The following is a 21,077-nucleotide window of genomic DNA, read 5'->3' as shown; positions in this document are numbered from 1 at the left end:
AAGATATGGATGCAGAAAAAGAAATTCACGAACTAAAACAAAAAATAGACAAAGCTAAAGCTATGAGATACAAAGCAGAGGTGCGTTTAGAAGAGCTGCAGAAACAAAGACAACTTATTTTGGATGAGTTAGAAAAACTAAACGTAAAGCCTGAAGAGCTTGATAAAGAAATCGAAAAGGCAAGCAAAGAGATAGAGGATTTATTAAAAAAAGCAAAGGAGCTTTTGCCGAAAGACCTGGAGGCATAAAATGCTTGAAGATTTGGATAGGACTATAAATGATATCGAGAAAGAAACACAGCAGTTGCTCATAGAGTTTAATGTTAAAAAGAGTATAAAAGAGAAACTGGAAAATGATTTGTCAGCCAAGGAAAATGAGCTTGAAGAAATAAGAGAATTAATGGATGTTTTAGAACAAGTAAAGTTTTTACTTCAAAGGGCATCCGAATATGCCAGAGAACAAATAAAGCAGCAAATAGAAATGCTTGTCACTCACTGTCTACAGTTTGTTTTTGGCCCAAATATCGAGTTCCAGATTGAACTTTCCGAGGCCGCGAATAAGACGAATGCTGAATTTTATGTAATTTCTGATTACGATAATTTTAAAGTTAAAACAAAACCTCAAGATGCTCGAGGCGGCGGAGTAGTTGATGTTATATCACTTGCTCTCAGAATAGCGGTAATACAAAGCACTAATGCATATAAAAACGGACCATTAATCTTAGACGAGCCAGCTAAACATGTAAGCAGCGAATATATAGCAAATGTAGCACAATTTTTAAAGCAAATAAGCGATATTTTTCATCGCCAGATAATCATGGTTACACATAATAACTATTTGAGCGAAATTGCGGATGCGGCATACAAAGTTGAGCTGAAAAACGGAATCAGCGATGTAACATTAGTGGATGAAAAAGAGCAAAACAAGCTTTGAAACAGTTTTGCCCATATCAGGTTTTCTTGACACAAGTGTTAAAAAAGTATAAAATTAAATTGTGATAAAACCTTGATGAACTTCGGTTTTTAATTGATTCGGGAGGCGCGAATGTAAATTAATTAGAGCATTTATATCTCTATTTAATTAATAAAGCCGAGTTCCCTCGGTTTTATTGTTTTATTCACAATCTAGGAGGTGAAGAAGTATCGGCAGCATAAATGTACTAGCAACTCTTGTTATTGGATTTGTAGCTTTGGCTTTGGGATATTTTATTAGAAAATATATTGCTGAAGCAAAGATAAAGTCCGCAGAAGAATCGGCTAAGAAAATCTTGGAAGATGCAGAAATTAAAGCCGAATCTATTAAACGTGAAGCTCTTGTAGAGGCAAAAGAAGAAATATTAAAACTTAAAAACGATGCCGAAAGGGAGCTGCGCGACAGAAGAAACGAATTGCAGCGCTCAGAAAGACGATTAATTCAAAAAGAAGAATCTCTCGACAAAAAAATGGAATCAATAGAAAAAAAGGAAGAATTAGTCGTCAAAAAGCAAGCTGAAATTAATCAGCTTCATGAAAAGGTCAATGAATTATATATGAAGCAAATTGCTGAGCTTGAACGGATTTCATCTATGACCACCGAAGAAGCAAAAGAATTTTTGCTCAATAAGGTAAAAGACGAGGTTCGTCATGATGCAGCTATAATGATTAAGGAAATTGAAGCTCAGGCAAAGGAAGAGGCGCAGAAGCGCGCAAAAGAAATTATTTCATATGCCATACAAAAATGTGCAGTAGATCAAGTTGCAGAAACAACGGTATCTGTAGTTGCATTGCCAAGTGATGAAATGAAGGGGAGAATCATCGGCAGAGAAGGCAGGAATATTAGAGCATTAGAAACTCTTACCGGTGTAGACCTTATTATTGATGATACTCCTGAAGCAGTTATCCTTTCCGGATTTGATCCTATTAGACGACAAGTAGCCAAAATTGCCTTAGAAAAACTGATTTTAGACGGAAGGATCCATCCTGCAAGGATTGAAGAAATGGTTGAAAAGGCCCAGAAAGAAGTGGAAAATACCATACGTGAAGAGGGCGAAAAGGCCACATTTGATACCGGCGTTCACGGTCTTCACAGCGATCTTATAAAATACCTTGGAAAACTATACTACAGAACAAGTTACGGTCAAAATGTGCTCCATCACTCTATAGAGGTTGCACATCTTGCCGGCGCTATGGCTGCAGAGTTAGGCGTGGATGTAAAACTTACAAAGCGCGCAGGTCTCTTGCATGACATAGGAAAAAGCGTAGATCAGGAAACAGAAGGTCCTCACGCCTTGCTTGGAGCTGAGCTTGCTAAAAAATACGGAGAATCTAAAGAAGTAATAAATGCTATAGCAGCACATCATAGCGATGTGGAGCCGGAAACTGTTGAGGCTATATTAGTTCAAGCGGCAGACGCTATATCCGCTGCAAGACCCGGAGCAAGAAGAGAAACTTTGGAAGCTTATATAAAGCGTTTGGAAAAGCTTGAAGAAATAGCGAATTCTTTTGCAGGTGTGGAAAAATCTTATGCAATTCAAGCGGGACGAGAAATTCGAATTATGGTTAAGCCTGAAGATGTAGATGATTTAGGCGTTTTAGAAATTGCGCGGAATATTGCTAAAAAAGTCGAAGATGAGTTAGAATATCCGGGTCAGATTAAGGTAAATGTAATACGAGAAACTCGAGTTACAGAATATGCAAAATAATTAAGTGCGCGTTTTGCGCACTTTTTTACAACTTATAGATAAAAAGCCAGGAGCTGAACTTATTGAAACCACTTAGAATTTTAATGATAGGAGATATTGTGGGCAGGCCCGGAAGGACAGTTATCCATGAAAAATTATCTTTTTTAAAAAGGAAATACGAGATAGATTTTACCATAGCAAACGGTGAAAACGCAGCAGGCGGCAACGGAATAACTGAAAAGGTCGCACAAGATCTCTTTATAAGCGGCATAGATTTTATGACAACAGGAAACCATATATGGGATAATAAGGATGTATTTAATTTTATAGATTCTGAAGAAAGAATAATCAGACCTGCTAATTATCCTGCAAGTCCGGGCAAAGGTTATCAAATAGCTAGAATCGGACAAAATTGCAAGATTGGGATTTTGAATATTTCAGGTAGAACATTTATGCCTCCTCTTGATTGTCCTTTCAGAACTGCGGACAAAATAATTAATGAAATAGCTAAAGAAACAAAAATTATAGTGGTAGATTTTCATGCTGAAGCTACCTCAGAAAAGATCGCTATGGGCTGGTATCTTGATGGCCGTGCATCTCTAGTTGTTGGGACACACACACATGTACAGACAGCTGACGAAAGAATCCTGGAAAATGGGACTGCATATATAACAGATATAGGTATGACCGGTCCTATAAATTCCGTCATAGGTGTGGAAAAAGACAAGGTATTATACAAATTTCTTACACAAATGCCGGTAAGATTTGAAGTTGCCGGAGGGCCCTCCGAAATAAATGGCGTAGTTGCGGATATAGATAAAAATACAGGGCGAGCTTTGAGAATTCAACGAATTAAGGAATAAATATTTAAATTAAAATATTTCCTCAAAAGTTTTAAAAAAAACAAGGACTTTTTATAAAAATATAGAATAAAGTATTAAAAGCAAATCATGCAGGGAGGAATTAAACAATGGAAGTGTTAAAGGTATCAGCTAAGTCCAATCCTAATTCGGTAGCAGGAGCTTTAGCAGGTGTTTTAAGGGAAAAAGGCGGTGCCGAAATTCAAGCGGTTGGCGCGGGAGCTTTAAACCAAGCAGTAAAGGCCGTAGCTATAGCAAGAGGATTTGTAGCACCTAGCGGGGTTGATTTAATTTGTATCCCAGCTTTTACTGACATTGAAATTGACGGTCAGGAGAGGACAGCCATAAAGCTGATCGTTGAACCGCGTTAAAATTCAAGTTTAAAAAGCGGGTAACAATTTTTAAAAAAGTTTACGACATTCAGCTTTAATCAGTTGAATGTCGTTTTCTGTTTAGGGGGCAAATGTACTCATGTATGTAGATCTTCATGTACACACAACATTTTCAGATGGCTTGCTTGCGCCACAGCAAGTAGTAAAAAAAGCCTTTGAGCTTAAGCTAAAAGCAGTAGCTATTACAGACCATGATACTGTCAAGGGAATACAGCCGGCACTAGACGCAGCCAAATCTTACAAGGGTATAGAAGTAGTGCCGGGAATTGAGTTTAGTACGGAATATTTTGGTGAAGAAGTTCATATCCTTGGGTATTATATTGACTTTTGCGATAAAAATTTAAACGAATTCCTGACAGATTTACAAGAAGGTCGCAAAAAAAGGATATACAAAATTGTTTCTAAGCTTCAATCTCTTGGGATTGATATTTTTGAAGATGAAGTATTCGCAAAATCAAAAGGTGCGTCCATAGGCCGGCCTCATGTAGCAATGGTGCTTTGCGATAAGGGATATGTAAATTCTATCGAAGAAGCCTTTGAAAAGTATTTAAGTAAAGATGCTCCTGCTTATGTGCCAAAGGAAAAAATAACTCCATTTTACGCCGTAGATTTAATATATAAAAAGCACGGTATACCTATATTGGCGCACCCAGGCCTCTTAAAAAATAAAAATATTGTAAGCGAATTAATTTCATATGGTATTAAAGGAATAGAGGTGATTCATAAAGATCACACAAAAGAAGATATCCAGCTGTATGCTAAATTGGCTAAAGACAATAATCTGCTTTTGACAGGGGGCTCAGATTCTCACGGAGAAACACCCCTTCTTTTAGGGAGTTTCAATGTGCCGGTAGAGTATTTTTATAAGTTAAAGGAAATGAAAGACAGGAGCGATGATCATCTTGATTGAAAAACATATAAAAATCATTATTGATGAAAAGGCTTGTAAAAAGTGCGGTTTGTGTATAGCCTTTTGTCCTAGAAAGGTTTACGTCTCATCTGAAGACGGCAGGCCGGCAGTTGCCAGATTAAGCGCTTGCACTAATTGCAAGTTGTGCGAACTTAGATGTCCGGATTATGCTATAGTAGTCGGAGGTGAAGATGATGAATAACAAAGCAATACTTATGCAAGGTAATGAAGCTTGTGTAGAAGGAGCCATAACTGCCGGTATGCGCTTTTATGCCGGATATCCCATAACTCCATCTACTGAAATTGCTGAATTATGTGCAGAAAGGCTGCCTCAAGTCGGAGGAAAATTTATTCAAATGGAAGATGAACTTGGAAGTATGGGAGCAGTAATAGGGGCATCTCTTACAGGCGTAAAATCTATGACTGCAACTAGCGGCCCTGGATTTTCTCTAAAGCAAGAAAATATAGGATTTGCATCTCTTACTGAGGTGCCGTGCGTTATAGTAGATGTGCAGCGAGGGGGACCGAGCACAGGCTTGCCCACATCTCCTGCCCAAGGTGATGTTATGCAGGCCAGGTGGGGAACTCACGGAGACCATCCTATAATAGTCATTTCACCCTATTCTGTAAAGGAAACCTATTACATGGCAATAAGAGCTTTTAATCTTTCCGAAAAGTACAGGGTGCCTTGTATTTTACTTATGGATGAAGTTGTAGCTCACATGAGAGAAAGAGTTGAGCTAGATGATATTCAGAACGTAGAAATAGTCAACAGAAAAAGATTTAAAGGTTCACCTCTTCCGTATAAACCTTATATGGATTATGATGGGGATAAAATTCCTCCAATAGTAGATTTCGGTAAGGGAGTTCCTTTTCATGTAACTGGTCTTATTCATGATGCTTCAGGATTTCCGTCTACGAATCCTGCTGTTACAAAAGAACTGATTTCAAGACTAATGAGCAAAATATATGATAATCTAGATGATATCATAGACTATGAAAATGTTTATACAGATGATGCAAAAATAGTTATAGTCACTTTTGGTTCCACTGCTCGTTCAACATTGCAGGCAATAAAGGTCTTAAGGCAAGAGGGTTTGAAAGTCGGCATGCTGAGATTAAAAACAATCTGGCCCTTTGCCAGTAAGGCTATTTTAGAACTTGTCAATACTTCTGTAAAGCACCTAATAGTAGCTGAAATGAATTACGGTCAGCTCATACAAGAAGTTAAGGCCACTGCCGAAGGCGCATTTAAAGTTGATGGTCTTAACAAATACAGCGGTGAATTAATAACTCCATGGGAAATAATTGATAAAGTTAAGGAAGTGGCCAAAGATGCGTAAGGAATTAGAAAAGTATTTCAGAACAGATAAACTTCCTCATATATGGTGCCCAGGCTGTGGCAATGGCATCATAATGGGTGCTGTTGTAAGAGCTATTGATAATCTAAAGCTCAACCAAGACAAAGTATGCATCGTATCCGGTATAGGCTGCTCATCTAGAGCGACGGGTTATTTAAATTTTAATACGCTTCATACTACTCATGGAAGAGCGCTGGCATTTGCTACCGGCATTAAAATGGCAAATCCGGACCTTAAAGTTATAGTTCTTACAGGTGATGGAGATTGCTCCGCCATAGGCGGCAACCACTTTATTCATGCAGCTAGGAGGAATATAGATATTACTACGATAGTTTTTAATAACAATATATATGGAATGACCAGCGGCCAATATTCTCCAATGACGCCAAAAGGTGCATATGCTACCACAGCTCCCTATGGCAACATTGACAGAAGCTTTGATTTATGCAAACTGGCTGAGGCCGCAGGCGCTACTTATGTAGCAAGAGGAACTGTTTATCATGTTCCTCAATTAATAAAATTAATAGAAAAGGCAATAAATCACGATGGCTTTTCGGTAATAGACGCCGTAGCTATATGCCCAACATATTTTGGCCGCAAAAATAAAATGGGTTCTCCTGTTGCTATGATGGAAAATATCAGAGATCTTTCTGTCACAGTCAAAACAGCTGCAAAACTTTCTAGTCAGGAGCTTTCAGGCAAAATCGTCATTGGAGAGTTTTATGAAGAAAGCGCACCTGAATATACCAAGGAATATGCTAAGGTCATCGAAAAAGCTCAAGGGGGAACCAAAAATGAGTGACACAATAGAGATACGATTGAGCGGCTCAGGAGGCCAAGGACTTATCTTAGCCGGAATCATACTTGCTGAGGCTGCAATATTAGACGGGAAAAACGCAGTACAGACCCAGTCTTATGGTCCGGAGGCTCGCGGCGGCGCAAGTAAAGCTGAAGTAATAATTAGCGATGAAGAGATTTACTATCCTAAAGTTTCAAATCCTGATGTTTTTCTAGCCCTGACTGAGGAAGCAATGACAAAATACGTCAACGATGTAAAAGAAAACGGTCTCCTTATAATAGATTCAACTATGAAACCCCCTAAAGATTTTTTAAATGTTCTTAGCGTTCCTATATTAGAAACTGCTCAAATAAAAGTAGGCAGAATAATCGTTGCAAATATTGTAGCACTCGGAGTCCTGACAGAAGCTACAGGTGCTGTGTCAAGGGAAGCAATTGAAAAAGCGGTACTTGACAGGGTGCCAAAAGGCACAGAAAAAATTAATAAAACCGCTTTACAGGAGGGGTTTCAACTGATAAAATTGAAATAAATTTTTTAATCTAAACATGAAAGGGGTTTTTGTTATGCCCGAAACAAATTTAGTTGAATCCGTTCAAAAGGAGATCAAGCTGGCATGTGACAAACTAGGCCTTGACAAATCCTATTATGAACTGCTCAAAGAGCCTGAAAAGGTGCTTGTAGTTCACATTCCGGTAAAAATGGATGATGGCTCAGTAAAAACATTTACCGGCTACAGGTCTCAGTATTGTTCTTTTATGGGGCCTACAAAAGGCGGATTTAGGTATCATCCGGATGTTTGTCTTGATGAAGTAAAGAGCCTTTCTATGTGGATGGCGTTTAAATGCGCCGTAGTTGGCATCCCTTACGGCGGAGGTAAAGGTGGAGTGTGTTGTAATCCGTCCGAGCTTTCAAAGGGAGAACTGGAAAGGCTAACAAGAGGCTACGTAAGAGCGATTAGTTCAATTATAGGACCTGAAAAAGATATCCCCGCTCCCGACGTCAACACAAACCCCCAAATCATGGCTTGGTTTATGGATGAATTTAGTAAGCTGAAAGGTTATACTGTTCCCGGCGTAGTAACCGGAAAACCTGTGCCATTAGGAGGTTCTTTGGGAAGAACCCAGGCAACTGGATATGGAGTGACTGTGGTAATTAAAAAAGCATGCGAGAAGCTCAACTTAGATATGTCTAAAATTAAAATAGCCCTCCAAGGCTTTGGCAATGTAGGCGGTTACACAGCACTCTTTTGTAAAGAGCTTGGAGCAAAAATAGTTGCTGTGGCAGGTAAGGATTATGTGCTGTATGATGAAAATGGTCTTGATGTAGAAAAACTTTTCGACTACAAAGCTAAATACGGAAGTGTTAAGAACTATCCGGAAGTAAAGAGAATAAGCCTTGATGAATTCTGGGCACTTGATGTAGATGTATTAGTTCCATCAGCACTGGAAAATGCAATAGACAAAGATGTTGCTCCTAAAATAAAAGCTAAAGTTATAGTTGAAGGCGCAAACGGTCCAACTACTCCGGAGGCTGATAAAATCTTAGAAGAAAAAGGAATCTTGGTATTTCCTGATATCTTAAGCAATGCCGGTGGCGTTACTGTATCCTATTTTGAATGGGTTCAAAACTTGATGAATTTTTACTGGACTGAAGAAGAAGTTATACAAAGATTAGATTCATTAATGGTTAAGGCCTTCGACAATGTTTATGATATGCATTGCAGTTTAAATGTTACTTTAAGACAAGCGGCATATTTGGCAGCTATTAATCGAATTTCGGAGACTATAAGACTTAGAGGATTAATATAAACAATACAGCAAAGCAAGCACTATCTCTGTTTATACAGCAGGGGTAGTGCTAATTGCTAAATAAATGCTACTGTTAATATAGCAGTTTTGATGATTTGGTTTATTGCCTTTTTTTATAAAGTATTATACTATTAAATTTAAGAATAAAAATAAGGAGGAGGAATATCTTATGAAAGACAAAGACTCCTTCGAAAAACTTTTGGAATGCCAAAAGAAATGGGAAGAAAAAACGAGGAAGGCTTTGGAGAAAAGGCCGGAAAGATGTGATAATTTTTACACGAATTCCGGAATAGAGATTAAAAGATTGTATACAGAATTAGATATGCAGGATTTCGATTATTTAGAGGATTTAGGATTTCCAGGGGAATTTCCTTACACGCGCGGGATATATCCTACCATGTACAGAGGTCGGCTCTGGACTATGAGACAGTATGCAGGATATGGAACTGCCGAGGAATCTAATAATAGATATAAATTTTTACTTTCACAGGGTCAAACAGGACTTAGCGTGGCCTTTGATCTGCCCACTCAAATGGGATACGATTCAGATCACCCTCTATCTCAAGGAGAAGTAGGTAAAGTTGGTGTTGCAATTGACTCCCTAAAAGATATGGAACTCTTATTTGATGGAATTCCATTAGATAAGGTAAGCACATCAATGACGATAAATGCTCCTGCTGCCGTGTTGCTTGCTATGTACATAGTTCTTGCTCAAAATCAGGGTGTGCCATTAGAGGAGCTTTCAGGAACTATCCAAAACGATATACTAAAGGAATATATAGCTCGAGGCACCTATATTTTTCCTCCAGAACCTTCAATGCGCCTAATAACGGACATATTTGAATTTTGCTCGCGTTACATGCCAAAATGGAATACTATAAGTATTAGCGGTTATCACATCAGAGAGGCAGGTGCTACAGCCGTTCAAGAAGTAGCGTTTACTCTCTCTGACGGCATAGCTTATGTCGAAGCTGCTATAAAAGCCGGCCTTGCGATAGATGATTTTGCCCCAAGACTTTCATTTTTCTTTAATGCCCATAATGATTTGTTCGAAGAAGTTGCAAAATTTAGAGCCGCAAGGAGACTGTGGGCAAAAATAATGAAAGAAAGATTTAATGCCCAGAACCCCAGTTCAATGATGCTCAGATTTCATACACAAACTGCAGGTTCTACTTTGACGGCTCAGCAGCCTGACAACAATATCGTAAGAGTAGCTATTCAAGCTTTATCGGCGGTTCTTGGCGGCACTCAATCTCTTCATACAAACTCTCGGGATGAAGCCCTTGCGTTACCCTCTGAAGATTCTGTAAGGATAGCCCTGCGCACTCAGCAGATATTAGCTCATGAAAGCGGGATTACTGAAACTGTGGATCCTCTTGCCGGTTCTTATTATATAGAAAATCTTACAGATATGATTGAAGAAAGCGCAAACAAGTATATTGAAAAAATCGATAAAATGGGCGGAGCAGTAAAAGCTATAGAAAATGGCTTCATGCAGCAAGAAATACAGGATAGTGCCTACGACTATCAAATGGCGATAGAATCAGGAAATCGCATAGTAGTTGGCGTGAACAAATATCAAATTGAGGAAGAGCCGCCTCGAGGTTTGTTAAAAGTTGACCCTGCAGTAGCAAGGTTTCAAATAGAAAAATTAAGGGAACTTAAGGCATCAAGGGATAATTCAAAGGTTAGTGAGGCTTTAAATAACCTAAAAGACTGCGCTAAGACTTGCAAAAACCTAATGCCGCCAATAATAGAATGTGTTAAAGCCTACTGCACTTTAGGTGAGATATGTGACGCACTGCGCAGTGTGTTTGGCGAATACAAGGCTTCTATAAACATATAAAGAGGGTGATTTTTTGGCAAGTTCAAAACCCATACGGGTCCTAGTAGCAAAACCCGGTCTTGATGGCCATGACAGGGGAGCAAAGGTTGTTGCACGAGCACTCCGCGACGCAGGTATGGAGGTTATTTATACAGGCCTTAGGCAAACTCCCGAACAAATAGTAGAATCTGCTATCCAAGAAGATGTAGATGTCATAGGGCTTTCGATCCTTTCCGGTGCTCACAACGTTATTTTCCCTCGCATAATGGAGCTTTTAAAAGAAAAGAATGCTCTTGACATTATGGTTATTGCAGGTGGTGTTATACCTGCAGAAGATATTCCCTACCTAAAGGAAATAGGCATCAAAGAAATATTTACTCCAGGCACACCTACCTCTAAAATAGTAGAGTTTATTAAAGATAATGTTAAAAAAGATTAGATAATAGAGAAGGCTCACTTTATGGATATAGTAGATGGAATTTTAAAAAAAGATAAGCGAAGTATTGCAAAAGCAATTACTCTCATAGAAAGCGAGCCTGAAAAGGCTTTTGATATATTAAAAGAAATATATAGATTTACCGGAAAAGCTTTGGTTTTAGGAGTAACCGGTCCTCCCGGCGCCGGTAAAAGTACATTGATATGCCAGCTTGCAAAAAGGTTGCGAGAAAAAAATAAAACAGTTGGGATTCTTGCAGTAGACCCTACCAGTCCTTTTACGGGAGGCGCAATCCTAGGAGACAGAATAAGAATGCAGGAACTTACAAAAGATGAAGGGGTATATATTAGGAGCATGGGCACCAGAGGAAGACTTGGCGGGCTTGCCCAGGCCTGTTTTGACGCAGTAAAAATCCTTGATGCTGCCGGAATGGATTATATAATAGTAGAAACGGTGGGTGTCGGACAGTCAGAAGTAGATATAATAAGTCTAGCTGATATCGTAGTATTAGTGCTTGTGCCGGGAATGGGCGATGAAGTCCAAGTAATAAAAGCGGGTATCATGGAAATCGGAGATATATTTGTAGTAAATAAAGCAGATTTAGATGGGGCAGACCGCCTTGTAAGCCAAATAAAAATGAACCTTGAACTTTCTCATGCTAAAAATTCTTTTGTTCCTCCAATTTTAAAGACTATTGCCCATACCGCCTTTGGAATAGAGGAGCTTGAGCTTGCCATAAACCAAGTATATAATATACTAATGGGCACAAACATGCTTTATGGCAGGCGTAAAGACCATTTAAAACAGGAGCTTCAAGAATTAGTCTATGAGATTTATATAGATAAAATTAAAAATAGATTTTCTGCGGAACTTGAGGTATTTGCTGAAAAAATATTAAAAAGAGAAACTGATCCTTATTCGGCAGCTCATATCATATTATCAAGAATGGAGGGAGAATATTCTAATGATAGAAAAAATTGACCATATCGGCATAGCAGTAAGCAATATACAAGATGCAGCAAAATTTTACACAGAAGCTCTAGGCCTTAAAGTCTCTGAAATTGAAACAGTTGAGGAACAGAAAGTAAAAACTGTAGGGATTTTATTAGGCGATACGCGTATAGAGCTTTTGGAGCCATTGGGCGCCGAAGGCCCCATTGCTAAATTTATAGAAAAGCGCGGTGAGGGCATTCAACATATAGCTTTAAAAGTTGATGATATAAAAGCACAGTTAGATGATTTAAAGCAAAAAGGTATCCGCCTGATAGATGAAGAACCAAAAATGGGAGCAGGCGGTGCTAAAATTGCATTTATTCATCCTAAAAGCACAAATGGCATTTTAATCGAATTATGCGAACGATAAGGAGGCAGAGCAAACAACAATGGAAAACATTGAAGCAAAAATCAAGGCGCTTGAGCAAAAACGAAAAGAAATAGAAGCAGGTGGTGGGGAAAAACGCATACAAAAACAGCATGAAAGCGGTAAGCTTACTGCAAGAGAAAGAATAGAGAAACTTTTAGACAAAGACAGTTTTGTCGAAATTGATGCATTTGTTGAACACCGCTCTATTCAATTCGGCATGCAAAATACTAAAGTTCCTGCAGAAGGTGTTGTCACAGGCTACGGAACAATTGACGGACGATTGGTTTTTGTATTTGCTCAGGACTTTACAACAATGGGCGGATCCCTTGGAGAAATGCATGCGGCAAAGATTTGCAAAGTAATGGATATGGCTCAAAAGACAGGGGCACCCTTTATCGGTCTTAACGATTCCGGAGGTGCAAGGATTCAGGAAGGTGTAGATGCGTTAAAGGGATTTGGGGAGATCTTTTACCGAAACACTATGTCTTCAGGCGTTATACCTCAGCTTTCCGTAATATTAGGTCCATGTGCAGGCGGCGCCGTATATTCTCCCGCCCTTACAGACTTTGTGTTTATGGTTTCAGGTATAAGCAAAATGTTTATAACGGGCCCCCAGGTAATAAAGGCAGTAACAGGAGAAGAAGTAAGTGATGAAGAATTGGGAGGTGCTGCGGCTCACAGCCAAAAAAGCGGCGTCGCACACTTTATAAGCAGTAGTGAAGAGGAATGCTTTGAACAAATAAAAAAACTTCTATCATACATACCTTCCAACAATCTAGAGGATCCTCCTTATAAGAAAACAGATGATCCTTCAACGCGGATGGTGCCAGAATTAAACGATATAATACCGATAGATCCAAATAAGCCTTACGACATCAAGGATATAATAAGACATATAGTTGATGATCAAGAGTTTCTTGAAGTTCAGCCGATGTATGCTCAAAACATCGTAACATGTTTTGCAAGGCTTGCAGGCCACAGTGTGGGGATTATTGCAAATCAGCCTCGCTATCTTGCTGGATGCCTTGATATAGATGCATCAGATAAAGCTTCGAGGTTTATTCGTTTTTGTGATGCATTTAATATACCCCTCATTACTTTTACTGATACTCCCGGCTATCTTCCTGGCGTTGCCCAAGAACAAGGAGGAATTATAAGGCATGGGGCAAAACTTTTATATGCATATTCAGAAGCCTCTGTTCCAAAGCTTACTGTTATCACCAGAAAGGCTTATGGCGGTGCGTATATAGCTATGTGTTCCAGACATCTTGGAGCAGATCAAGTGTTTGCATGGCCTACTGCCGAAATAGCAGTAATGGGTCCTGACGGAGCTGCAAATATAATATTTAAAAAAGAAATTGAAAGCTCTGATGATCCCATTGAAACAAGGAATCAGAAAATAGAAGAATATAGGAATAACTTTGCAAATCCATTCCAAGCTGCATCTCGGGGTTATGTAGATGATGTAATAGCTCCTGCTGCAACCAGAACAAAACTTATATCAGCTCTAGAAATGCTAATATCAAAAGCTGAGACAAGGCCGGCCAAAAAACACGGCAATATTCCTGTATAAGGAGGCATAACCATGACGACTTTACAAATAATTACTGAATCTTTAAAAACCACGCTATTCGGCATGGGCCTTGTAATACTTACGCTCTATGTATTATCGATTATTTTACAGCTTTCGAGGATAGTTTTTTACCCTGCAGCAAGTTTAAAAAGGGCAAAAATTTCTCAGATAGAAGCATCTGCCGAGGTAAAAGAGGAGAATTTTGTCGATGAAGTTATTAATGGCAAAACACAATCTGAGAATCTGCAAGATGATTCCGAGCTTATCGCAATAATTACTGCTGCAGTTGCTGCTTATTTGGAAACTTCCACCATAAACCTTAAGGTAAATTCAATACGCCAGATTCATCAAAAATCCCCAGTATGGGCTGTAACTTCTCGAATCGAGAACACAAGAAGCCACATAGTCCATGACATAAAGAAAGGAGAAATCTGCAAATGAAAAAATATAAGATAACTGTCGAAGGAAAGACTTACGAAGTTGAAGTCGAGGAAGTGGGCGTAAAAAATGTTCAAGATGAGCTAGGAAACAAAAAGCAAGAATCTATTAATACAGCACAAATATCTCAAGAAACAGCTAAACCTAAAGCCAAGCCCGCTTCTTCAAAAGCCTCAGGCGCACAAAAAATAGTGGCTCCAATGCCAGGCACCATCCTATCTATTAAGAAAAAACCCGGTGATGTGATAAAAAAAGGTGATGTAGTTATGGTGCTTGAAGCCATGAAAATGGAAAATGAAATCCTGGCTCCGGAAGATGGTACAGTAGTCTCCATTGACGTAGTGGAAGGCTCATCAGTAAATACCGGTGATCTACTTGCAACTTTTGAATAAAACACAAAATTAGCATCAATGGAGTGATGGATGTGCTTGATAAAGCAATAAATTTTTTTGCCGGAACCGGCTATGCAAACCTAACCTTTCAGCAAGCCATAATGATAGGGATAGCATGTTTTTTGCTCTATCTCGCCATAGGAAAAAAATATGAGCCGCTTCTTCTAGTGCCGATAAGCTTTGGAATGCTGCTTGCCAATATCCCTCAGGCAAATCTTATGGCAAAAGGCAACTTTCTTTATTGGATTTATAGAGGGGTGGAACTTGATATATATCCGCCGCTAATATTTATGGGAGTAGGTGCTATGACAGACTTCGGCCCGCTTATAGCATATCCCCAAAGTCTGCTGCTTGGAGCTGCTGCCCAGTTCGGCGTTTTTACGAGCTTTTTAGGTGCCGCGCTTTTGGGCTTTAATTTTAAAGAGGCTGCTTCCATAGGAATAATAGGTGGAGCAGATGGTCCTACAGCTATATTTCTTACAAGTAAGCTTGCTCCTCATCTCCTTGGAGCTGTAGCAATATCCGCTTACTCCTATATGGCTCTCGTGCCTATAATCCAGCCGCCTATTATGCGCGCCCTTACCACAAAGAAAGAGCGGGAAGTTACTATGGAACAGTTAAGACCTGTATCTAAAATTGAAAAAATCGTGTTCCCAATAGTAGTTACAATACTTGCCGGCTTTTTGGTTCCAAGCGCTGCAGCGCTTATCGGCTGCTTAATGTTAGGTAATCTTTTTAGAGAGTGTGGCGTAGTCGATAGATTGTCAAAGACCACGCAAAATGAACTTATAAATATTGTTACAATATTTTTAGGTGTGACTGTAGGCGCTACAGCAAACGCCGAAAATTTTCTCAGATGGGAAACTATCAAAATATTATTACTCGGACTTGCCGCTTTTGCAGTAGGAACTGCAGCGGGTATCCTTTTCGGAAAGCTTATGTACATTTTTTCAGGTGGAAAAGTAAATCCTTTGATTGGCTCCGCCGGAGTTTCAGCTGTGCCTATGGCGGCTAGAGTATCTCAGGTTGTGGCTCAAGAAGAAAAACCCGGTAATTTTATTTTGATGCATGCTATGGGACCGAATGTGGCAGGAGTTATAGGAACTGCAATTGCCGCAGGAATACTGCTTTCATTATATGGTGGATAAAATCGTCCGCCTAGGGTTTATAGGCTTTCCTGTAAAAAACCTAAATATAGTTAGTAAAGGGGAATTAAATTGCAGCAAAAGCAAGTTAGAATAACCGACACCATCTTAAGAGATGCTCATCAATCCCTTGTAGCAACTAGAATGAAAACAGACGAGATGCTGCCGGTAGCTGAAAAGCTTGATAAAGTTGGTTATTATTCTCTTGAAATGTGGGGCGGAGCTACCTTTGATACATGTATTCGCTTTTTAAACGAAGATCCATGGGATAGGCTTCGAAAATTGAGAAAGGCCATCAAGAATACCCCACTGCAGATGCTTCTTAGAGGTCAAAACCTTTTAGGTTATCATCATTACCCTGATGATGTTGTAGAGTTATTTATAAAAAAATCAGTTGAAAATGGTATAAATATCATTCGTATATTTGACGCATTAAATGATATACGAAACTTAGAAAAATCAATTGAGGTAACTAAGCGAGTGGGGGCACACGCTCAGGGAACAGTTGTTTATACTATAAGTCCTGTTCACAATAATGAGTATTATGTAAGCATGGCAAAGGAGTTAGAAAAATTAGGCGTTGACTCCATATGTATTAAAGACATGGCAGGCCTTTTGGCTCCATATGATGCTTATGAGCTGGTTTCCAAGCTAAAAAAGGAAGTAAGTGTCCCAATTCAACTTCACAGCCATTATACCAGCGGCATGGCTTCTATGAGTTATCTCAAGGCTATCGAAGCCGGAGTAGATATAATAGATACGGCTTTATCGCCATTTGCTCTTGGCACATCCCAACCCCCAACGGAAACCATGATAGCAGTGTTGAGAAACACACCCTACGATACAAAGCTTGATCTAGAGTATATTTCCAGTATTTCGGATTATTTTAAAGAAGTTAGAAGCCATTATAAAATCGACAGCATTATAACAATGGTGGATACAATGGTGCTCAATTATCAAATACCGGGCGGTATGCTTTCTAATTTAACCAGCCAATTAAAGGAACAAAATGCTTTAGATAAACTTCCTGAAGTGCTAAAAGAGGTACCGCGTGTAAGGGAAGATTTGGGCTATCCTCCGCTAGTCACACCTACAAGCCAAATAGTTGGCACGCAAGCAGTTGTCAATGTTATTACCGGGGAACGTTACAAAGTAGTTATAAATGAAGTTAAAAATTACGTAAAAGGGCTTTACGGCAGACCGCCGGCACCAATAAAAGAAGAAATAAAGAAGAAAATAATAGGAGATGAAGAAGTAATTGAGTGCCGACCTGCAGACTTGTTAGAACCGGCTTTAGATAAATACCGCAAAGAAATTTCCTATTATATGGAGCAAGAAGAAGATGTTTTGACATATGCATTATTCCCGCAAATTGCCCTTAAGTTTTTTCAAGAGCGTCAAGCCAAAAAATATAAAATTGACAGTAACCTAGTTCAAAAAGATAAATTTGACGTATATCCTGTATGAAGTAGCATATTATTTTATAACAAAAGCGGCTTTGAATTTTCCAACTTTCAAGCCGCTTTTAGTGGTTTAATATGAACTAGTGAATATCTTTAAGCGGTTCACTTAAACACCGCCATATGGTATAATATACCATAGCAATTTAAAATCAGTTTACAAAGAGGGACAAGGCTGTGCTTGAAAATGAAATAAAAAAGACACTTGCTGCTGATGAAATAAAGCTTCCGGAAATAGTAAAACTGCTTTTAGATTTAAAGATGGAATTTAATTTAAATGAAACTAATACTGATGACATTCTTCGCACATTAAGACTCGATAATGACCAAGCTGTCAAAGAGAGGGATTACTTATATAAAAGACTGATAGAGTATACAAATAAGTGCAATAATTGTATGCTCTGCACCTTAGAAACCCATACTCAAAAAGTGCCCGGTGAAGGAGCCCTTAATTCCCCTTTAGTTTTAATCGGCGAAGGTCCGGGCTTTGATGAAGATAAAGAAGGACGTCCTTTTGTAGGAAAAGCAGGTAAGCTGCTTACAACTATTTTAGACAAATTGAATGTAAGCAGAGAAAAAGTCTATATAACAAATGTAATAAAATGTCGCCCTCCTCAAAACAGGACTCCGCTGCAAAAGGAGATTAAAGCATGTTCTCATATATTAGAATTGGAATTATCTATAATCAAGCCCAAGGTAATAATCGCACTAGGTGCCGTGCCTTTTAACTATTTTAAACCCGGAAGCAGCATAATGAAGGAGCGGGGACAGTGGATAAATGTAAGGGATTATTGGATTATGCCTACCTTTCACCCGGCATACATTTTAAGGCAAGGCGGTAAGGCTTTAACTCAGGTTAAATGGTTGGTCTGGAGCGACTTTAATAAAGCCTTGGAAAAAGCAAAGGAACTTTGTCCTGAATATAATTACGCGGACCCATAAACTATTTTTGCAGTAAGGGTAAAGCAAGGAAGTGGTATTTATGAAGTACAAAATATTTACTTATGGATGTCAAATGAATATACATGATAGTGAAGTTATAGCAGGAGTGCTAGAAAAAGCAGGCTATGAGCCGTCAGAAACGCTTAAAGACACAGATGTTGTTGTACTAAACACCTGCTGCATTCGAGAAAATGCCGAAAGAAAAGTTTATGGCAGAATTGCCCAACTTAAATACTTTAAGCAGCGAAATCCTAACTTTACTATTGCAATCTCAGGATGCATGGTTCAACAACCTCATGTGGTAGAATATATTTCAAAAAAGCTTCCTTATGTAGATATTCTTTTTAGCATTAAAAATGTTAATAAGCTGCCAGAGCTTATAGAGGAATGCAGGCGAATTGATTCAATAACGGCTGCTTTGGCCGGTAATTCTGATCTTGCTGAGAACCTTGAAGTAAAGCACACAAGCTCGATTAAAGCATGGGTGCCAATTACTTATGGCTGCAATAACTATTGTACTTATTGCGTAGTACCATACGTAAGAGGAAGAGAAGTAAGCCGCCTGCCGGAGGATATTCTAAGGGAAGTAAAAACGCTTGCCGATGAAGGATTTATGGAAATTAATCTTTTGGGGCAGAATGTAAATTCATATGGTAAAAATTTAGATAAGCCTTTTGATTTCCCGGAACTTTTAAGAAAGATAAACGAAATAGAAGGTATCGAGCGAATAAGGTTTATAACATCTCATCCAAAAGATCTGTCTGATGAACTAGTACTTGCAATGAAAGAATGCGAAAAAGTATGCGAACATATTCATTTACCGGTTCAGTCGGGAAGCAGTCGAATTCTAAAAAAAATGAATAGGCATTATTCACGAGAACATTATATAGAATTAGTAAATAAATTAAAGGATGCCATTCCGAATATTTCTATTACCACTGATATAATAGTAGGTTTTCCGGGAGAAACTGAAGAAGATTTTTTAGATACACTAGATCTGGTGAAAACCATAGAATTTGATTCTGCTTTTACTTTTATATATTCAAAAAGAATCGGAACCCCTGCAGCTCAAATGGAAGATCAGATAGATGATGAAATAAAGAAGGAGCGTCTAAAAAGGCTTATGGAACTGCAAGATTCCATAACGAAGCGGAAAAACAATGAATTAGTTGGAACTGTTCAAGAAGTTCTAGTTGAGGGAGAGAGCAAAAACGATGCTCAAAAACTCTCCGGCCGGACGAGAACAAATAAATTAGTAAATTTTGTCGGCCCAAAAGAATTAATCGGTCACCTTGCTGATGTAAAAATTACCGAGTCACATACCTGGTGTTTAATCGGCGAGGCTGTAAATTAATTTCTAAAAGGATTGTAAATTTTATGCAGAATAAAAAAGATTTATTAGTAGCTATAGTCGGTCCTACTGCAGTAGGCAAAAGCGAGGTTGCTATAGAAATTGCTCAAAAGATTGGTTCTGAGATAGTTTCTGCTGATTCTATGCAAATATACCGCTACATGGATATTGGGACAGCCAAACCCACAATAGAAGAAAGAGAATTGGTACCTCACCATATGATTGACATCGTATACCCTGATGAAGAATTTAGCGCTGCTGACTTTCAAAAAAGGGCAAAATCATGCATAAAATCAATATACCAGAACGATAAGATACCGTTAGTAGTGGGAGGTACAGGTTTTTATATAAACGCTCTGTGTTATGATTATACTTTTTCACCTGCTGGAAAAGACGAAAATCTAAGGGAGCACCTAAAAAAGGAAGCTGAGGAAAAGGGAGCCGATTATTTATATAACCAGCTTGTACAAATTGATCCTGAAGCTGCAGCAAAAATTCATCCTAACAATTTAAGACGAATTATAAGGGCATTAGAGGTGTGCAAAACTACCGGAAAGCCCTTTTCATATTATGTAAAAATGACGAAAATGGGAAAAAGCCCTTATGATTTACTTATATTCGGCCTTACAATGCCCAGAGATGAACTTTATAGGCGAATAAACAAAAGAGTAGTTTCTATGATAGAAAAGGGCTTTATTGATGAAGTAGAAAAACTTTTAGAAATGGGTTATGATAAAAATCTAAAATCAATGCAAGGTTTAGGTTACCGTCAGGTTATCCAGTATTTAGAAGGAAGACTTACTTTAGATGAGGCAATAGATTTGATTGCAAGAGATACAAGGCGCTATGCAAAACGGCAGTACACATGGTTTTTACGTGATCAAAACATTATTTGGCTTGATATATTAGAACAGGGGAAAGAAAAGATCGCAGCAAAGATAATTGAAAGTATTGAAGGAAAAACGAGAAATACCTAGAATATTAAATACAAGTAAAAAAATAATTGCAATCGATGCGAAAGGAGAACGAAAATGGCAAAAGCTCAAATAAATCTTCAAGACAATTTTCTAAATCAAATTCGAAAGGACAATATCCCAATAACCATATATCTAGTAAATGGCTTTCAGTTAAAGGGTGTAGTAAGAGGTTTTGATAATTTTACAATTGTGTTAGAATCCGACAATAAGCAACAATTAGTCTATAAACATGCAGTTTCAACTATAGCACCTTCAAAAACGGTAAATATTAATCTAAATCAGCTGATAGAGCAGGAAAAAGAAAGCTAGATCTAAAAACGAGTGTTGAGTAAGATAACTATTGGATAAGTATTGCAATCTTGCCTTGCGGTTTGCAATACTTATTC

24 protein-coding genes are annotated in these 21,077 nt (G+C 38.5%); all 24 read left to right on the top strand.

What is annotated here, in order from left to right; genetic code table 11:
• Positions 1 to 5: 5 nt before the first annotated feature.
• The 24 genes from TSYNT_RS11150 (at position 6) to hfq (ending at position 21,000) form a co-directional block, all read left to right on the top strand.
• Positions 6 to 248, top strand: coding sequence for a hypothetical protein (locus tag TSYNT_RS11150; RefSeq protein WP_059034056.1), 243 nt, complete (start codon positions 6 to 8; stop codon positions 246 to 248).
• Position 249: 1 nt separating this feature from the next.
• Positions 250 to 933 (top strand): ATPase, encoded by a 684-nt coding sequence (locus TSYNT_RS11145; protein WP_059034054.1) that lies wholly within the window; start codon positions 250 to 252, stop codon positions 931 to 933.
• Between the two features lie 217 nt (positions 934 to 1,150).
• Positions 1,151 to 2,680 (top strand): ribonuclease Y, encoded by a 1,530-nt coding sequence (rny, locus tag TSYNT_RS11140; RefSeq protein WP_309297992.1) that lies wholly within the window; start codon positions 1,151 to 1,153, stop codon positions 2,678 to 2,680.
• A gap of 83 nt (positions 2,681 to 2,763) precedes the next feature.
• On the top strand, positions 2,764 to 3,522 hold the full coding sequence (locus tag TSYNT_RS11135) for a TIGR00282 family metallophosphoesterase (protein WP_174221100.1): 759 nt from the start codon (positions 2,764 to 2,766) through the stop codon (positions 3,520 to 3,522).
• A 107-nt stretch (positions 3,523 to 3,629) separates the two neighbouring features.
• Entirely contained in the window at positions 3,630 to 3,890 is a 261-nt protein-coding gene (locus TSYNT_RS11130; RefSeq protein ID WP_059034048.1) for a stage V sporulation protein S, read from the top strand.
• Positions 3,891 to 3,990: 100 nt separating this feature from the next.
• Positions 3,991 to 4,821: a PHP domain-containing protein gene (locus TSYNT_RS11125; RefSeq protein ID WP_059034046.1), complete on the top strand. Its 831-nt coding sequence runs from the start codon at positions 3,991 to 3,993 to the stop codon at positions 4,819 to 4,821.
• Entirely contained in the window at positions 4,814 to 5,023 is a 210-nt protein-coding gene (locus tag TSYNT_RS11120) for a 4Fe-4S dicluster domain-containing protein (protein WP_083497748.1), read from the top strand. Before TSYNT_RS11125 ends, TSYNT_RS11120 begins: the two co-directional genes overlap by 8 nt.
• Complete coding sequence (locus tag TSYNT_RS11115; RefSeq protein ID WP_273039513.1) at positions 5,016 to 6,164, top strand: 2-oxoacid:acceptor oxidoreductase subunit alpha; 1,149 nt, start codon at positions 5,016 to 5,018, stop codon at positions 6,162 to 6,164. The genes TSYNT_RS11120 and TSYNT_RS11115 overlap by 8 nt, the downstream gene beginning before the upstream one ends.
• Positions 6,157 to 6,984 (top strand): 2-oxoacid:ferredoxin oxidoreductase subunit beta, encoded by an 828-nt coding sequence (locus TSYNT_RS11110; protein WP_059034040.1) that lies wholly within the window; start codon positions 6,157 to 6,159, stop codon positions 6,982 to 6,984. Before TSYNT_RS11115 ends, TSYNT_RS11110 begins: the two co-directional genes overlap by 8 nt.
• A complete protein-coding gene (locus TSYNT_RS11105; protein ID WP_059034038.1) occupies positions 6,977 to 7,510 on the top strand; it encodes a 2-oxoacid:acceptor oxidoreductase family protein in 534 nt (177 codons plus the stop codon). Before TSYNT_RS11110 ends, TSYNT_RS11105 begins: the two co-directional genes overlap by 8 nt.
• A 34-nt stretch (positions 7,511 to 7,544) precedes the next feature.
• Positions 7,545 to 8,789, top strand: a complete 1,245-nt coding sequence (locus TSYNT_RS11100; protein WP_059034036.1) for a Glu/Leu/Phe/Val family dehydrogenase — start codon at positions 7,545 to 7,547, stop codon at positions 8,787 to 8,789.
• Positions 8,790 to 8,958: 169 nt separating this feature from the next.
• Complete coding sequence (locus tag TSYNT_RS11095) at positions 8,959 to 10,635, top strand: acyl-CoA mutase large subunit family protein (RefSeq protein WP_059034034.1); 1,677 nt, start codon at positions 8,959 to 8,961, stop codon at positions 10,633 to 10,635.
• Positions 10,636 to 10,648: 13 nt separating this feature from the next.
• Positions 10,649 to 11,053: a coenzyme B12-dependent isobutyryl CoA mutase small subunit gene (locus TSYNT_RS11090; RefSeq protein WP_059034032.1), complete on the top strand. Its 405-nt coding sequence runs from the start codon at positions 10,649 to 10,651 to the stop codon at positions 11,051 to 11,053.
• Positions 11,054 to 11,074: 21 nt separating this feature from the next.
• Positions 11,075 to 12,031 carry a methylmalonyl Co-A mutase-associated GTPase MeaB gene (gene meaB / locus TSYNT_RS11085; RefSeq protein WP_059034030.1) on the top strand — a complete coding sequence of 319 codons (957 nt, stop codon included), beginning with the start codon at positions 11,075 to 11,077 and terminating at the stop codon, positions 12,029 to 12,031.
• Positions 12,015 to 12,413, top strand: coding sequence for a methylmalonyl-CoA epimerase (gene mce / locus TSYNT_RS11080; RefSeq protein WP_059034027.1), 399 nt, complete (start codon positions 12,015 to 12,017; stop codon positions 12,411 to 12,413). Before meaB ends, mce begins: the two co-directional genes overlap by 17 nt.
• 19 nt (positions 12,414 to 12,432) lie before the next feature.
• Positions 12,433 to 13,986 (top strand): acyl-CoA carboxylase subunit beta, encoded by a 1,554-nt coding sequence (locus tag TSYNT_RS11075; protein WP_059034025.1) that lies wholly within the window; start codon positions 12,433 to 12,435, stop codon positions 13,984 to 13,986.
• Between the two features lie 12 nt (positions 13,987 to 13,998).
• A complete protein-coding gene (locus TSYNT_RS11070) occupies positions 13,999 to 14,427 on the top strand; it encodes an OadG family protein (protein ID WP_059034023.1) in 429 nt (142 codons plus the stop codon).
• The gene (locus tag TSYNT_RS11065; protein WP_059034021.1) at positions 14,424 to 14,816 is read left to right on the top strand and encodes a biotin/lipoyl-containing protein; all 393 of its coding nucleotides are present in this window, start codon (positions 14,424 to 14,426) and stop codon (positions 14,814 to 14,816) included. The genes TSYNT_RS11070 and TSYNT_RS11065 overlap by 4 nt, the downstream gene beginning before the upstream one ends.
• A 26-nt stretch (positions 14,817 to 14,842) precedes the next feature.
• On the top strand, positions 14,843 to 15,964 hold the full coding sequence (locus tag TSYNT_RS11060; protein WP_174221096.1) for a sodium ion-translocating decarboxylase subunit beta: 1,122 nt from the start codon (positions 14,843 to 14,845) through the stop codon (positions 15,962 to 15,964).
• 63 nt (positions 15,965 to 16,027) lie between these two features.
• Complete coding sequence (locus tag TSYNT_RS11055; protein ID WP_373877522.1) at positions 16,028 to 17,428, top strand: oxaloacetate decarboxylase subunit alpha; 1,401 nt, start codon at positions 16,028 to 16,030, stop codon at positions 17,426 to 17,428.
• Between the two features lie 170 nt (positions 17,429 to 17,598).
• Positions 17,599 to 18,363 carry a uracil-DNA glycosylase gene (locus TSYNT_RS11050; RefSeq protein ID WP_059034015.1) on the top strand — a complete coding sequence of 255 codons (765 nt, stop codon included), beginning with the start codon at positions 17,599 to 17,601 and terminating at the stop codon, positions 18,361 to 18,363.
• Between the two features lie 40 nt (positions 18,364 to 18,403).
• Complete coding sequence (gene miaB / locus TSYNT_RS11045) at positions 18,404 to 19,717, top strand: tRNA (N6-isopentenyl adenosine(37)-C2)-methylthiotransferase MiaB (RefSeq protein WP_059034013.1); 1,314 nt, start codon at positions 18,404 to 18,406, stop codon at positions 19,715 to 19,717.
• Positions 19,718 to 19,740: 23 nt separating this feature from the next.
• The gene (gene miaA, locus TSYNT_RS11040) at positions 19,741 to 20,691 is read left to right on the top strand and encodes a tRNA (adenosine(37)-N6)-dimethylallyltransferase MiaA (RefSeq protein WP_059034010.1); all 951 of its coding nucleotides are present in this window, start codon (positions 19,741 to 19,743) and stop codon (positions 20,689 to 20,691) included.
• A 54-nt stretch (positions 20,692 to 20,745) separates the two neighbouring features.
• Entirely contained in the window at positions 20,746 to 21,000 is a 255-nt protein-coding gene (gene hfq, locus TSYNT_RS11035) for an RNA chaperone Hfq (RefSeq protein WP_059034008.1), read from the top strand.
• Positions 21,001 to 21,077 lie beyond the last annotated feature (77 nt).

This window comes from Tepidanaerobacter syntrophicus (genome assembly GCF_001485475.2).
In the GTDB taxonomy this organism is placed as follows: domain Bacteria; phylum Bacillota; class Thermosediminibacteria; order Thermosediminibacterales; family Tepidanaerobacteraceae; genus Tepidanaerobacter; species Tepidanaerobacter syntrophicus.
The sequence above is the reverse complement of the archived record's forward strand: the minus strand, read 5'-3'. Positions and strand labels throughout refer to the sequence as shown.